Here is a 14,453-nt window from a genome sequence, read left to right on the forward strand (position 1 = left end):
GGGGGCATGTTGGCGAGGGCCGGGGTGGGGGCGGAGGTAGCGGTCTGCATGCGCCTATTGTGCGATGCCGACCGGGGCGTCGCCAGTCCGGGTGTGCCTGTGGGCGCGGCAGGCACGGGCATTGCTTGGGGGTGGAGGTTCCTCTCTTTGTCTTTTCAATCCCTCAGGAGACCCCATGAACCGGACCGACGTCACCGAAAAAATCATCAGCACCAAGGTCTCCAAGGGCCTGCAGTGGGATGCCATTGCCAAGAAGGTCGGCCAGTCGAAGGAATGGACGACCGCCCTGTGCCTGGGCCAGATGACAGCCACGCCCGAGCAGGCCAAAGTACTGGGCAAGATTTTTGGCCTGACAGCCGAGGAGCAGAAATGGCTGCAGGTGGTGCCCTACAAGGGCTCGCTGCCCACGCCCGTGCCCACCGACCCGCTGATTTACCGATGGTACGAGGTGGTGAGCGTGTACGGCACCACCATCAAGGAGCTGATCCACGAGGAGTTCGGCGACGGCATCATGAGCGCCATCGACTTCAGCATGGACATCACCCGCGAGGCTGACCCGAAAGGAGACCGCGTGAATGTCGTCCTGTCGGGCAAATTCCTGCCGTACAAGCAGTATTGATCGGGAGCGGGCGCGGCAGCTGCCGCTGCGTGGGGGCTTGCCTGCAACCCATGCATTAAAGTTGCCGGATGGCGGTGGCCGGTTCACCGCCTTCAGTCGCATTGCCCTCACATTTTCTGGAACCTCCCCATGACCACCCTCGGAACCCCCTTGTCTCCCCATGCCACCAAAGTCATGCTGCTGGGTTCGGGCGAGCTGGGCAAGGAAGTGCTGATCGCGCTGCAGCGCCTGGGCGTCGAAACCATTGCGGTGGACCGCTACGACAACGCCCCCGGCCAGCAGGTGGCCCACCATGCGCGCACCATCACCATGAGCGACCCCGCCCAGCTCAAGGCCCTGATCGAGGCCGAGCGCCCGCACCTGGTCGTGCCTGAGATCGAAGCCATCGCCACCCCCATGCTCGAAGAGCTGGAAGCCGCAGGCACCGTGCGCGTGATTCCCACGGCCCGCGCTGCCCGCCTGACCATGGACCGCGAAGGCATCCGCGTGCTGGCCGCCGAAACGCTGGGCCTGCCCACCAGCCCCTACAAGTTCTGCAACTCGCTCGAAGAACTGCAGGCCGCCATCGATGCTGGCATCGGCTACCCCTGCATCGTCAAGCCGGTGATGAGCAGCTCGGGCAAGGGCCAGAGCAAGATCGACGGCCCGGCCGACGTGCAAAAAGCCTGGGACTACGCCATGGCCGGTGGCCGCGTGAGCCACGGCCGCGTGATCGTCGAAGGCTTCATCGACTTTGACTACGAGATCACCCAGCTGACCGTTCGCGCCGTGGGTGCCGATGGCCAGATCGAGACCCATTTCTGCGACCCCATCGGCCACGTGCAGGTGAGCGGCGACTATGTGGAAAGCTGGCAACCCCACCCCATGCACCCCGCTGCGCTTGAAAAATCACGCCAGATCGCCAAGGCGGTCACAGACAACCTCGGTGGCCAGGGCTTGTTCGGCGTCGAGCTGTTCGTCAAGGGTGAGCAGGTGTGGTTCAGCGAAGTCAGCCCCCGCCCGCACGACACGGGCCTGGTTACGCTGTGCACCCAGCACCAGAGCGAGTTCGAACTGCACGCCCGCGCCATCCTGGGCCTGCCCGTGGACACCAGTCTGCGCAACCCCGGCGCCAGCGCGGTGATCTATGGCGGTGTGGAAGCAAAGGGCATCGTGTTCGACGGCGTTCACGATGCCCTGCGCGTGCCGGGCACCGACCTGCGCCTGTTCGGCAAGCCCGAGAGTTTTGCCAAGCGCCGCATGGGCGTGGCGCTGGCGCGTGCGGTGGATGTGGAGACGGCGCGCAGCAACGCCAAGCTCGCCGCCAGCAAGGTCACGCCTCGGAAGGCTTGATTTTAAGTAAAAATGGCCGCTTCCGCCTGATGGGTAAGCGCTGGAAGCTATTGTTTTTATAGCGTTTTCCGGCAGATGCGGCAGGTTTTTATTGCGTCAGCCGGTATGGGCGCTCAGCCATCCTCGCGGATCTGGCGTCCCGTGAGCTTGAGGAACAGATCCTCCAGATTGGCGGGCCGGTGCAAGGTGCGCAGGTGGCCATGCTGCCCCAGCGCCTGCAGCAGCGGCTGGGCGTTCTGGGTGTAGAAAAACACCGTCTCGCCGCTCACTTCCACCCGGGCCGCGAGCGCGCGCAGGGTGGCGTCTTGTGTGAGCGCCACCGCGCCCACCCCAAACACCTCCACCACCTCGGGCTCCAGGTGTTGGGCGATCAACTCGCGCGGGCGGCCTTCGGCGATCTTCTTGCCGTGGTCCAGCACCAGCAGGCGCGAGCACAGGCGTTCGGCCTCGTCCATGAAGTGGGTGGTCAGCAGGATGGATTTGCCCTGTTGCAGCAGCAATTGCAGCCGCTCCCACATCAGGTGGCGGGCTTGCGGGTCCAGGCCGGTGGTGGGCTCGTCGAGCAGCAGCAAGCGCGGGTTGTTGACCAGGGCCCGCGCCAGCGACAGGCGCCGTTTCATGCCGCCCGAGAGTTCGCCCGGCTTGGCATCGGCCTTGTGGGACAGCGCCCCAAACTCCAGCAACTGCGGCACGCGTTCGTCCATCACTGCGCCCTTGAGCCCGAAGTAGCGGCCAAACACGCGCAGGTTCTCGGCGCAGGTGAAGTCCGGGTCCAGCGTATCGAACTGCGTGACCACGCCCAGCTGCGCCTTGATGGCCAGCGCATCGCGTGGCATGTGCAATGGCGCCGCGCCCGGCGTGGGGGTGAAATGCACGGCCCCGCCATCGGGCGCCGTGAGGCCCAGGCACATGCGGATGGTGGTGGTCTTGCCCGCGCCATTGGGGCCGATGACACCGAGGCATTCGCCGGGGGCAATGGCAAACGACACGTCATCCACCACGGTCGTCTCGCCGTAGCGTTTGCGCAGGTGCAGGGCTTCAAAAAGTGCGGTCATGCTCCGATTGTGTGCGAAGCGCGCCGTCTTCAACCGTCCGCCGCCAGTCGCCGTCTTGGCCGCCCTCGCCCCGCAAAGCGGGCAGTCTGTCCCTGCCACGCGGCTTACGCGCCGGCCCGTGATCAGTGGCAGGGCCGCCAAGTTCATGCGCTGGTTGGCAGCAATGACGGCCGCCAGGGCGTGGAAGTCCAGTGGCATGGAGCTGGTCAGCCCGAAATCCGGGACGGTGCTGCTTGCTTTACTGGAAGGCGACCTCGGCAAAGCTGCGCAGCTTGCGGCTGTGCAGGCGGTCCACCCCACCGTTGCGCAGGATCTCGATGGCGCGCATGCCGATGCGCAGGTGCTGGTCCACGCGCTCGCGGTAGAAATGGTTGGCCATACCGGGCAGCTTGATCTCGCCATGCAGCGGCTTGTCGCTCACGCACAGCAGGGTGCCGTAGGGCACGCGAAAGCGAAAGCCATTGGCGGCAATCGTGGCGCTTTCCATGTCCAGCGCCACCGCGCGGCTCTGGCTGAAGCGGCGCTGGGGCGTGTTGTCGGGCAGCAGCTCCCAGTTGCGGTTGTCGGTGCTGGCCACGGTGCCGGTGCGCATCACGCGCTTCAGGTCCGCGCCGCTGATCTTCGTGACATCGGCCACCGCCTGCTGCAGCGCGAGCTGGATCTCGGCCAGCGCCGGGATGGGCACCCACAGCGGCAGGTCTTCGTCCAGCACATGGTCCTCGCGCACATAGGCGTGGGCCAGCACATAGTCACCCAGCTGCTGGCTGTTGCGCAGGCCCGCGCAGTGGCCCAGCATCATCCAGGCATGCGGGCGCAGCACGGCGATGTGGTCGGTGATGGTCTTGGCGTTGGCTGGGCCCACGCCGATGTTGACCATGGTGATGCCGCTCGCGTCCTTGCGCACCAGGTGGTAGGCGGGCATTTGCGGCAGGCGGGGCGGGGCTGCGCCCAGATCGTCTCCAGCCTCGGCGCTCAGCCCCACGCGCCGGGTGACCACGTTGCCGGGTTCGATGAAGGCGATGTACTCGCTGTCTGGCTTGGCCATCTCGGCATGCCCCAGGCGCACGAACTCGTCGATGTAGAACTGGTAGTTGGTGAACAGCACGAAGTTCTGAAACCACTCGGGCGCTGTGCCCGTGTAGTGGCGCAGGCGGTGCAGCGAGTAGTCCACGCGCGGCGCGGTGAACAGCGACAGCGGCTGGGCCTCGCCAGGGCGGGCCTGCCAGGTGCCGTTGGCAATGCCATCGTCCATGGCGGCCAGGTCGGGCAGGTCGAAAACGTCGCGCATCAGCATGCGGCGCTCGGTCGTCAGCGTCCCCTCGATGTGATCGTGTTCAGCGAAGGAGAAATGGATGGGAATCGGGTGGGTGCTGGTACCCACTTCCAGCTCCACGTTGTGGCTGGCCCGCAGCAGGCGGAATTGCTCAGCATAGTAGTTGGCAAACAGGTCGGGCCGGGTGAGGGTGGTTTCGTAGCGGCCAGGGCCCTCGACAAATCCATAGGCCAGCTTGGTGTCAGCCCGTGCCACAGTGGTGGTGTGCACCCTCACAAAGGGGTAAAACGCACGTACTGCCGATTCGGGTGTCTCTCCCGCCACAAAACGCTGCATCGCTTCGCGCAGGTGGCCGATTTGTTGCTGGTAGATGCGCTGCACCTGCGCCAGCGCGTCGGCGGGGTCGGTGTGGCGGGTGAGGGCGATGAAGTCGGGGATGAGGGGCATGCGCTATTTTCGCTTGCCCGCGATCCCGCAGGAGAGCGGGCGGCTTTTTTCAGAATTTTGTGGGCTGTGGGGCGCTCAGCGGGCCTGTGACCTGCTCTCCAGCCACTGTACGGCTGCGTCCAGCACGGGGTCGCTTCCGCCCATGGCCCGCTGCACGAACCCGGCATCAACGGCAACACGGAGGTCGGGTTCGACGCCTTTGCCGAATACATAGTGCTCGCCATTGGCAGCGAGTTCTGCCACGGTAGGCGCGTGGACTACCATGTCGCCGGGCAGAAGGATCCGGGTCGTCATGCCCACTGCACCGGGCGTGGGCTCGGTCGCGACGATCTGTGCCCTGCCTGCCTTTTGCAACCAGGCGGCGAACATCTCGCAGGCCCCGGTGCATTCCGGGCCCGTCAGCAGCACCAGGGGGCCGCTGTAGTTCGCCTGGCCTTGCGTGAAGAGCGGCAACTGGGGGGGAAGGCCCAGACCGCCGCGGGTGCGCCAGACCTTGGCGGTGGCGTCCACCTGGCGCTGGGCGTAGCCTTGCAGCCTGAGGGGACGGTCATACGAGAAGAGCGAGGCTGCATAGTGCGCAACCAGCTGGTAGGACCCATGGTTGGCGCCCCGCAGATCGAGCACCAGACCCCGCAGCCGTGCCTGATTGGCGGCGGCCAGGCTGCGCTCCCAAAGGTCCAGGTTGCCGCCGCCGTCGGCGAACGAACTGAGTACCAGATAGCCATATTGCCGGCCCGAATGGCTGCGCAGCTGGAACGCCGACAAGGATTCATTGTTGGGCCCGGTACCCGCAGTCTGTGGCCTTTCGGCCATGCGCTGGCGCAGGTCGATGGACTGGTCCCGGCCGTCCTGCCGCACCTTCAGGACCATGGCATCCCGGTCATGCGCAGTGAGTTTGAGCGCGTCGTGGCGGCGCCCCGCCTCGGTGGGGCGATTGGAATAGCGAGAAGCCCGGCCCACATAGCGGGAAATGCTTTCGCCGTTGACTTCCATGATCTCCGCCCCCGGCCGCAGGCCAGCGAGGTCGGCGGCAGAGTGAGACGCGACGCTGCCCACGATCGCGCGGCCATCTGGGAGCCACCATACACCCTGCTGCGGCAGCGGAGTAATGCCGCGTGGAACCCATTGCCCGGCCAGACCGGTGTCCAGCCCCGCCGCCTGCCGCTGGAGTCCGTCAGCGCCGCGCAGATCGACCCGGAACAAGCCGTCCTGCAGGCGTGCGCCGATCTCGGCATAGACCTGCGCCATGGCCTGCCGGTCCCGCTGGTCGCCGGCCTGGCGGATCCTGTCGGCCAGCTCGGCTTGCAGCCTTGCCCAGTCCATGGGCTGGGTGCCACGAAAGGGGTAGCGCTCATGCATCACGCTGGTGAATGCCTTGAATGCATCGCCGGGCGCGAGCCGGGTCAGGTCGATGTCGGTGGTGGACTGCACACCGTACTGCGACAGTGCGACCTCACGACTGCGGTCGAAACTGAAGCCGCGGCTGCCCAGCGTGACCACGGTGTAGCCGCGCGGCAGGCGCACCATGGGGTCATCGGGGGTGAACAGTCGGCCATCCACGCCAAACCCTGCCGGGAACGACGCACCTGCCTCGCTGGCCCACACCAGCAATTTGCCACCCACCGGCTCCATGGCAAGGTCGGGTTGCAGTGGCCATTCCATCTGCACTGAGCTGGTTGTCAGCATGGCGTGCTGCTCGATCGTGTCCAGCGCACGGCGGCCCGCGCGGCGCGGTAGCTGGGTGTGCACGGACAGCGCGAAGATCTTCACTCCGCTACCCGACACACGCACCCGGCCCGTGCCCAGATCGAAAAGTGCCCCCGGCGGCGTGGGCGGCAGATCGATGGACACTGCCGAGCTGTCCACGTGGGGCGTGGCCAACAGTTGGTCCTGGGGCGGCGTCACGTGCCCCGCCTGGCGTTGCACGAAGTAGGCGCCCTGGTCGAGCAGCGCCACGAGCGTGCTGCCCGCCGTGATGGGGTCACCGGCACCCCGCTCCAGCGCAGCGATGAGGCGCGCCGGACCGCCCTCATCGCGCGCCATCACCGCCGGTCCGGAAGGAGGCTGGAAGGGGATGCCGTTGCGGTTGTCCCAGGCGTGGCGCCCCGCGTCCACAGCCTGTCGGCCCGTCGACATCACCTGCTGTCCCGTTGACATCATCTGCTGTCCGGTGGATACCGCTCCCTCCCCGCGGCTCATGACCTCGCCGGCCCGGCCCAGACCGTCGAGCAGCCCCGCGTGCGCCAACCCGACCGGGGCCAGCGTCAGAGCGAGCAGTCCGGCCGCCCACAGCCCGCGCGGTCTGCACTGTCCACGATTTGGTCGGTGCATGTCGCGCGCCCCGCTGCTCTGCGTGGGTGCGCTGGCTGGCGAAGCTCTGTTGGCGCGGGGGATCTGGAACAGGTCGCGTAGCAGGCGGTCGTTGGGCATAGTGGCGTCGACTTGCGAGAATGGATTTTTGGGATCAGGCGTAGCGGATCACAAAGTCGTTGTCGGCCGCGCTGACGTCGATGTGGCCGATGGACCTCGCATCCACCGACGCCTGAAGGAATTCCATCGCGAGGCGAGGGAGCAGGTTCTGGGTCAGGATCGCGTCGATCATGCGTGCGCCGGATTCGACTTCGCTGCAGCGCTCGCGGATCAGCTGCACTGCACTGTCGTCGAATTGGAACTGTGCGCCGTGGTTGGCCTGGATGCGAGCCTGTATGCGGCGCAGCTGCAGCCCGATGATCTGCTCGAGCATCGCATCGGAGATGGGGTAGTAAGGCACTACCGTGAGGCGTCCCAGCAGTGCGGCGGGAAACTTGTCGAGCAAGGGTTGCCGCACGGCCTTGGCCAAGGCCTCTGGTGCGGGGGCCAGCTCCGGGTCGCTGCACATGCCTGCGATCAGCTCGGAGCCCACGTTGGAGGTCAGGATGATCACGGTGTTCTTGAAGTCGATGTAGCGGCCCTCGCCGTCCTCCATCCAGCCTTTGTCGAACACCTGGAAGAACATCTCGTGCACGTCGGAGTGTGCCTTCTCGATTTCGTCGAGCAGCACCACGCTGTAGGGCCTGCGCCGCACAGCTTCGGTCAGCACGCCGCCTTCGCCGTAGCCGACGTAGCCTGGAGGCGCTCCCTTGAGTGTGGAGACCGTGTGCGCTTCCTGGAATTCGCTCATGTTGATGGTGATGAGGTTTTGCTCGCCGCCATACAGGGCTTCGGCCAGGGACAGCGCGGTTTCGGTCTTGCCCACGCCGGACGGGCCCGCGAGCAGGAATACGCCGATGGGCTTGCTGGGGTTGTCCAGCTGCGCGCGGGCCGTCTGGATGCGGCGCGTGATGGCCTCCAGGCCGTGGCGTTGTCCGATCACCCGGTTTTCCAATGTTTGAGCGAGCGTCAGCACCGACTTCACTTCGTCACGCACCATCCGGCCGACAGGGATGCCGGTCCACTCTGCGACTACGGCGGCCACGACACCCGCATCGACCACCGGATGCAGCAGAGGGTCATCGCCTTGTAGCGCCTCTAGTTCCTTGCGCAGCGTTTCCAGCTGTGATGCTGAGACGGCCGGTGCAGCGATGGTGGGCTCTGCCGGAGCGAGGGCTTTGCCCGACGTGCGGCCAGCACGCGCGGCCATCAATGCAGCCTCTGCCTGGACGATGCGCTGGGCGAGATCGCTTTCGCGCCCCAACCGTTCGGCCAGCATGCCGCGTTCCTGCTCCAAGCGCCCCAACGTGGCCGTCAGTTCGCCCGCGCGGCCCGCGTCCGCCACGCCTAGTTCCGCTTCGCGCTGCACGATGTCGAGCTCCACCCGGAGGGCCTCTTGCTGCCGGGTGACCGCTTCCAGTCGCGCAGGGGTCGCTGTCAGGGCCATGGCAACGCGGGAGCAGGCCGTGTCGATGAGGCTCACGGCCTTGTCCGGGAGCTGGCGCGAGGGGATGTACCGGTGCGAAAGGCTGACGGCAGCCACCACGGCCTCGTCCGCGATCCGCACCTTGTGGTGTGCCTCCAGCTTGGCGGCCACGCCGCGCAGCATGTGGACGGCCTTGGGCTCATCCGGCTCGTGGATGTGCACCAGCTGGAAGCGCCGGGTCAGCGCAGGGTCTTTTTCGATGTACTTCTTGTATTCGGCCCAGGTCGTGGCGCCGATGGTGCGCAGCACGCCACGGGCCAGCGCTGGCTTGAGCAGGTTGGCGGCGTCGCCCGTGCCCGCCTGGCCACCGGCTCCGATGAGTGTGTGCACCTCGTCGATGAACAGCACGATGGGTGTGGTGCTGGCCTGCACCTCGTCCAGCAGCGAGCGCAGGCGGTTTTCGAACTCGCCCTTCATGCTGGCGCCGGCCTGCAGCAGGCCGACATCCATAACGCGCAGCTGAACGCCACGCAGTGGCGGTGGGACGTCGTCCGATGCAATGCGCAGTGCCAGGCCTTCCACCACGGCGGTCTTGCCCACGCCCGCTTCGCCCACCAGGATGGGGTTGTTCTGACGGCGGCGCATGAGGATGTCGATCATCTGGCGCACCTCCTCGTCACGTCCAGTCACCGGGTCGAGCTCGCCTTTGTGTGCGCGCTCGGTCAGGTCCACCGTATAGCGCTGTAACGCCTCTTGCTTGCGTGCGCCCAGTGACGACGTTGCACCGCTGGCCTCGCCGGGGCTCCCCTGCAGGCCTGAGCCGTCGGCCGCCTGCAACTTGGCCTCCGGCGAGAGCGGCAGCACCTTGGGAAATGCATCGCTCAATGCCGGCTCGCTGATCCTTTCCAACTCCTTGGAGATGGACCGCAACTCGTTGGCCAGGGCCCGGGTGCGTAGCATGCCCGACAGCCAGTAGGCGCTGCGGATTTGCGATTCGTTGAACATCAACGTGGCGTACACCCAACCGCGCTCGATCGATGTTTCGATCTGGTCCGAAAAGTCCGAGATTGATGTGGCCCCCCGGGGGAGCCGGTCCAGGCTGCGCAGCACGTCGGCGGCGAGCTGCTCGGCATCGATTTCGAAGTGGCGAAAGATCCGCAGCAGGTCGGAATCGCTTTCCTGTAGCAGCTGGTGCAGCCAGTGCACCAGCTCCACGTAAGGGTTGCCCCGCAGCTTGCAAAACACGGTGGCGCCTTCGAGCGACTTGAACAGCAGGGGGTTGAGTTTTCCGAACAGGGCGAGGCGGCTGATCTCTGACATGGGCGTGGTGGCGGTGCGTTGAAGAGAAAAATGCGGAAAGGGTTGTGGGAGGGCGACCGCTAGCGAGCGGTCGCAGGCACCGTGCGGGCGATGACGCGGTGGCCGCGAGACTGGAGCCAGCTTTCAGGGTCCAGGCGGAAGTCATCCGCGTCGCGGGGCGCGGGGCCATCGAGCATCCAGCTCGTCCAGCCCAGCCGGGTGCCACCGCCAAGGCGCGTGCCCGGCACTTCCTCGCGCTGCAGTACGAGTTCGAAATCCCAGGCGTACTCGATGCCCAGGTAGTTGCGCACCCAATCCACCAGGGCCTTGAAATCGGGCTGGTCGGGCAGGAAACGCTCGTACTGGGTGAGCGTCAAGGGGCCAATGCGCAGGCGGAACTTGCTCTGGGCGTCCGGCACCCGTGAGCCGACTACCGTGTCCACGCCCAGTTGGGAGTTGCACGGGTGTCGCGACAAGCGGGTCTGTTGCGAGGGTTCCAGCGCCAGGAAGTGAAGGCAGTACTCCTGCATCGCCACCGGCACCCCGAAGTAGCTGCCTATAGCGCGTTGTAGCCCTTCCGGGTTGCGGGTGGACCGCGTCATGTGCCCGGCCATGTGCAGCTTGGCGTGGTCTTCCACAGCGTCACGCTGGCGCGCAGACGTCTCGCCGACCCCTATAAGGCTGGCCAGGTGCCTGTCGAACATGCTATCGCCTGGCCGGTCGAGCGATACGGTGGGCTGGGCATCGGCCCAGGCGCGGAAGAACAGCAGGAGCAGCCGGTGGTGGAAGATGTCGGAAAACCGTGCGAGCGTCGGGTCATCGTACTGGCGCTGGCGCTCCCGCACATATTCCGTGAGGTGCGTGGGCATAGGCCCATTAGGGCCATAGAGGCCGAAATTCCAGACCGTCAGGCGCTCCGGCTGGCCCGCGGTGGGGGGCAGGAGTTCTGCAATGGTCGCGGGTGCGAAAGCGAGCGACGGGTCCTGCCCCAGGCGGATGGGCTCGGCCTGTGGGCGGGCGGCGCGGCCCAGACGTGGCTGCTCAGGATGGCGAGCCTGGAGCCAGCGCAGTGTGAAAAATAGATCGAAGGCATGCGGGTCGTGGCGTAGACGCCGCCACAGGCCCGCTTCACCGGTGCGCTGCGCCGCCTGCGGCAGGGGGAGCGTTGCTGTGCGGCTCATGTGTTGGGCCTCTGGCCGGGCCGCACGTCCCATTTGGCGACCGGCCCACGCTGCCGGGAGTGAAGAGACAGTTCCGTGAAGCTGTTCACGCCCACATGGCGTGCGAAGAAGCGCTCCAGCACGCACGCGAGCGGCCAGGCGCTTACGCCGGCAAAGGAGGATTCGTCCACTGTCAGCGTGACGCCCACACCGCGGCCATATACCAGCTGCCTGTGCTGCGTGAGGCGCCGGGTGATGGGGCGGATGCTCATTTCCTTGAGTCCCGCGACCTGGCCTGCGAGCGCGTGATCTCCGAGGGTCAGATAGAGGTTCATCAGCTCGCGCAAGGTCGCCGCCCCTTCTTGCTCGGAGAGGTCCGTCATCGCGAGGTAGTTGAGCGAGAGGTGGGAAATCAGCCGCCAAGTGACTTCGTTCTCGGCAATGCTGCCCACGGGCCGCGAGGGCCCCGCGATGGTGCGTATGGTGCCAATGGGGGCCGAGTCGAGTGTGATGAAATCGCCCTCGGCTTGGTTGGTGGACATGAGCAGCGGCAAGTCCCGGTTTGTGCACAGCGTGCGGACCGACAGTTGCTTGAGGTCGTCGGAAAACGGGGCTGCTCGCTGGTCCACCAGCGACAGGAAGACCTCACTGCCAAGGTATTGGGTGCGGGGACCGAAGCGCACCGCGTGCTCTGAAAAAAGCCGAGGCTCCCGCCGCACCGCGAAGTACGCCTGGTCTTCCGACCGGATGCCGTGCACGGATGCGTAGAGTGGAACGAACTCTCGGTCGTTGACCTTGCCCTCCTGGTGCCCAGTGACGCCGAGGACGCTGTAAACCTCGAAGTCGCGCGGCCGGGTGCGCTCCATCACCACGTGGTATTCGTTCACATCCGTGGACACGTGGATGCGGTCTGCCATGCGCTCGAAGAGGTTGATGGCGGGGGTGCAGTGCAGCAGGAAGTTCTGCGCGTCCACGACCGGCTCCAGGTCCGGACTGGCCTTGCGCAGCAGGAGCGTCATCGCCAGCCGCCGCGAGGGTATCTGCCTAAGCGACGCGGCCAGGCCCTGGATGGAAAAGAACCGGAAACGGGACGGGAATGCGAAGTATTCGTGCAGTAGACGGTGACCCTGGAATGCGCGGTGCGAGTAAGGCAGCAGCGCCTGCCTCTGTTCATAGCCTTCCGCCTGCAGCGCCTGGGCGGGCAGGTAGCCGTACACCTTGCCGGGGTCCTGTACGTCGTGCACCACGATGCCCTGCAGCGCGTGGTGCAGTACCTCCTGCAGGTGCGAAGCCACGGTGTCCGTGGCATGGATGTAGAAGGCGAGCCTGTCCATCGGCAGGCGCGCAAAATCGGTCGCGCCCTGGGTTTCGAACTCCATCCGCAGATGCCCGGCGGGCTCCTGCGACAGGCCAAATCGGGCCAGGGGAATGTCCAGCGGCGGGCCGCCCAGCGCCGCACGCTTAAGGGACACGGGCCAGAGCGTCACATCGTGTCCGGTGCGAAAGTCGCACGGTGTCTGGTCGTCGGTGGACTTGCGCGACCTCAGCATGCTGCCCGCCGGTAGGCAGTAGCCGTCAGCCACATTGCCTTCGGTTTCGCTGGGCGACATCTGGACGATGACCATCGCCGGAGTGGGTGCCAGGTAGTGGGGGCACACCATCTCGAGGATGCGCTGCGACAGCCTCGGAAACTCTGCGTCCATCTTCATCTGCACCCGGGCCGTGAGGAAGCTGAAGCCTTCCAGCAGCCGTTCGACATACGGGTCGGCCACGTCCAGGTCGCGCAGCGCCAGGCGCCCTGCGATCTTTGGGAAGGTCGCAGCGAACTCGGCGCCCAGCTCGCGCAGGTAGGCGAGTTCGCGGTTGTAGTACTCGACCAGGCGCGGATTCATTGCTCGGCTTTCACTCTCAGCTTCTGAGGTCGGACACCACCACCTGGCCGGTCTCCAGGTCCAGGCTGGTCTTGAGTAGCAGTTCCAGCGGATAGGGCATGGACCAGAATTGGCAGCGGATCTCGAACTGCAAGGTGTTGTGGTGGTTGAGCGAATCGAACGACGGCAGTAGCGTCACTGTGAGCGACTCCGGCAGCACGCGGGGCTCGAACGCAAGAATCGCCCGGCTCACGTTGGCTTCGACGTCCTTCCAGTCAAGGTCAGACAGGAGCTTGCCCGCCAGCGGGGTCATGCCGTAATTCAGCGTGGACTGCTCTGCGTGCGCCAAGCCGTCGAAGTCGATGTGCCCAGAGGCATTGCTTGCGTTGAGCAGCCAGCCCAGGTCTCGCAGCAGTGCAGCGCGCAGACGCGCCTCGGTGACGTACACCGCGTCGGCCTGCTCGGTGCGGCGGGTGGGCTCGTGGTCGGTCAGCCTGTCCAGCAAGGCCGGCTGCAGGCGGTCTTTCTCTGTGCCGAAACCGCTATGGCGCCTAGTCAGCATGGCTGGCCCGCATCAGGCGTTGAAGGATATGGTGCGGACATCGAGCAAGGCGTGGTCTCCCTGGTCGGATACCAGCACCCGCTGGCCCCGGCCCGCGACATGTTCGCCGCCGAGGTCTGTCCATTCGGTGCGACGCGCCAGCCGCAGACTGTCATCATCACCCTCTTGGGCTGGATAGCGTGTCGGTATGAGGCCGCGCAGGATGCTCGCGTTTGCGAGCGCCAGTTCGGCAGGTTGCCACACGAGGTCGCGAAGGTCCGACGGCTTGTCCAATGTCACGCTGCGCACGGCGGAAAAAGGCACCCAGTAGTAGCAGCCGTTGGTGTAGAGCTCGAAGACGGGGCCGAGCCGAGAGTCCGAATCGCAAAGCCATTCGAACGCATCGCCGTTGATGGCGCCGATCGAGGCGGGCGCCATGTCCAGGGCCTGCGTGCGCAGATTCAGTGCTGCGTCGTGCGATCCCTGAGCTTGCGCCTTCAGCGCATCCACCATGTAGCTCAGCCAGGCGGGCGGCTCACCGAGGATGTAAGGCGTGCGCTGGCCTTCGAATACTTCCTTGCGCAGCAGCTCGCAGCGCAAGGCCTCGCGGTAGGCGTGTGCCATGGGTATGGCCTTGGGGTCCAGCTGCGCGCACATCTGCAGCTGCGCCAGCGCCTTGTTCCAATCTCCGAGCACTGCGAGTAACTGGAAGTAGAACGTGCGCAGCGATGCTTGTGCGGGTTCGATCTTGATCGCGTCTTTGATGCGGTTCATCTGAACGTCCAGCGGGCTTTGGGAGTCAAAAAGTACAGCAGAAGTCACGTTAGAAACTCGTTGATGTGATGGCACGCGTTGCACTACTACGTGCGGGCAAGGAGACTGGAAGGGCTGCAACCTGGGCCGCAGCTGTCCGCTTGACAGTGCTTAGCCCCTTTGAGCGACCGCGTGCGCGCAGTTTTTTTGCTGCGCCTTAGAGCATCCACTTGTGGTTGTGGTTGTGGTTGTGTTTGTGGCGGGGGCG

Annotated in this window: 10 protein-coding genes; 2 read left to right on the plus strand and 8 right to left on the minus strand. The window is 65.7% G+C overall.

The window, feature by feature from the left end:
• Nucleotides 1-175 precede the first annotated feature (175 nt).
• Nucleotides 176-619, plus strand: a complete 444-nt coding sequence (gene cynS, locus DBR12_RS20240; protein WP_108618873.1) for a cyanase — start codon at nucleotides 176-178, stop codon at nucleotides 617-619.
• A 129-nt stretch (nucleotides 620-748) separates the two neighbouring features.
• Nucleotides 749-1,951: a formate-dependent phosphoribosylglycinamide formyltransferase gene (purT, locus tag DBR12_RS20245; RefSeq protein WP_108618874.1), complete on the plus strand. Its 1,203-nt coding sequence runs from the start codon at nucleotides 749-751 to the stop codon at nucleotides 1,949-1,951.
• Nucleotides 1,952-2,064: 113 nt separating this feature from the next.
• Here the strand turns inward: purT and DBR12_RS20250 are convergent, their stop codons facing one another.
• From DBR12_RS20250 to DBR12_RS20285, 8 genes are all read right to left on the minus strand, one after another.
• Nucleotides 2,065-3,006: an ATP-binding cassette domain-containing protein gene (locus tag DBR12_RS20250; protein ID WP_108618882.1), complete on the minus strand. Its 942-nt coding sequence runs from the start codon at nucleotides 3,004-3,006 to the stop codon at nucleotides 2,065-2,067.
• Nucleotides 3,007-3,244: 238 nt separating this feature from the next.
• Nucleotides 3,245-4,726 carry an AMP nucleosidase gene (locus tag DBR12_RS20255; protein ID WP_108618875.1) on the minus strand — a complete coding sequence of 494 codons (1,482 nt, stop codon included), beginning with the start codon at nucleotides 4,724-4,726 and terminating at the stop codon, nucleotides 3,245-3,247.
• Between the two features lie 75 nt (nucleotides 4,727-4,801).
• On the minus strand, nucleotides 4,802-6,862 hold the full coding sequence (locus tag DBR12_RS20260) for a S41 family peptidase (protein ID WP_199226739.1): 2,061 nt from the start codon (nucleotides 6,860-6,862) through the stop codon (nucleotides 4,802-4,804).
• 328 nt (nucleotides 6,863-7,190) lie between these two features.
• Nucleotides 7,191-9,881: a type VI secretion system ATPase TssH gene (gene tssH, locus DBR12_RS20265; RefSeq protein ID WP_108618877.1), complete on the minus strand. Its 2,691-nt coding sequence runs from the start codon at nucleotides 9,879-9,881 to the stop codon at nucleotides 7,191-7,193.
• Between the two features lie 59 nt (nucleotides 9,882-9,940).
• A complete protein-coding gene (gene tssG, locus DBR12_RS20270) occupies nucleotides 9,941-11,041 on the minus strand; it encodes a type VI secretion system baseplate subunit TssG (protein WP_233244971.1) in 1,101 nt (366 codons plus the stop codon).
• Nucleotides 11,038-12,912: a type VI secretion system baseplate subunit TssF gene (tssF, locus tag DBR12_RS20275; protein WP_108618879.1), complete on the minus strand. Its 1,875-nt coding sequence runs from the start codon at nucleotides 12,910-12,912 to the stop codon at nucleotides 11,038-11,040. Before tssF ends, tssG begins: the two co-directional genes overlap by 4 nt.
• A 16-nt stretch (nucleotides 12,913-12,928) precedes the next feature.
• On the minus strand, nucleotides 12,929-13,453 hold the full coding sequence (tssE, locus tag DBR12_RS20280; protein WP_108618880.1) for a type VI secretion system baseplate subunit TssE: 525 nt from the start codon (nucleotides 13,451-13,453) through the stop codon (nucleotides 12,929-12,931).
• A gap of 12 nt (nucleotides 13,454-13,465) precedes the next feature.
• Nucleotides 13,466-14,254, minus strand: a complete 789-nt coding sequence (locus DBR12_RS20285; protein WP_233244972.1) for a type VI secretion system accessory protein TagJ — start codon at nucleotides 14,252-14,254, stop codon at nucleotides 13,466-13,468.
• Between the last annotated feature and the right edge of the window lie 199 nt (nucleotides 14,255-14,453).

The sequence above is a fragment of the Acidovorax sp. HMWF029 genome (genome assembly GCF_003060895.1).
Lineage (GTDB): Bacteria > Pseudomonadota > Gammaproteobacteria > Burkholderiales > Burkholderiaceae_C > Acidovorax.

What these genes read in the sequence shown, in the direction of transcription:
- cynS (WP_108618873.1), top strand. Translation starts at nt 176, where the DNA reads ATGAACCGGACCGACGTCACCGAAAAAATCATCAGCACCAAGGTCTCC.
- purT (WP_108618874.1), top strand. Translation starts at nt 749, where the DNA reads ATGACCACCCTCGGAACCCCCTTGTCTCCCCATGCCACCAAAGTCATG.
- DBR12_RS20250 (WP_108618882.1), bottom strand. Translation starts at nt 3,006, where the DNA reads ATGACCGCACTTTTTGAAGCCCTGCACCTGCGCAAACGCTACGGCGAG.
- DBR12_RS20255 (WP_108618875.1), bottom strand. Translation starts at nt 4,726, where the DNA reads ATGCCCCTCATCCCCGACTTCATCGCCCTCACCCGCCACACCGACCCC.
- DBR12_RS20260 (WP_199226739.1), bottom strand. Translation starts at nt 6,862, where the DNA reads ATGTCGACGGGCCGACAGGCTGTGGACGCGGGGCGCCACGCCTGGGAC.
- tssH (WP_108618877.1), bottom strand. Translation starts at nt 9,881, where the DNA reads ATGTCAGAGATCAGCCGCCTCGCCCTGTTCGGAAAACTCAACCCCCTG.
- tssG (WP_233244971.1), bottom strand. Translation starts at nt 11,041, where the DNA reads ATGAGCCGCACAGCAACGCTCCCCCTGCCGCAGGCGGCGCAGCGCACC.
- tssF (WP_108618879.1), bottom strand. Translation starts at nt 12,912, where the DNA reads ATGAATCCGCGCCTGGTCGAGTACTACAACCGCGAACTCGCCTACCTG.
- tssE (WP_108618880.1), bottom strand. Translation starts at nt 13,453, where the DNA reads ATGCTGACTAGGCGCCATAGCGGTTTCGGCACAGAGAAAGACCGCCTG.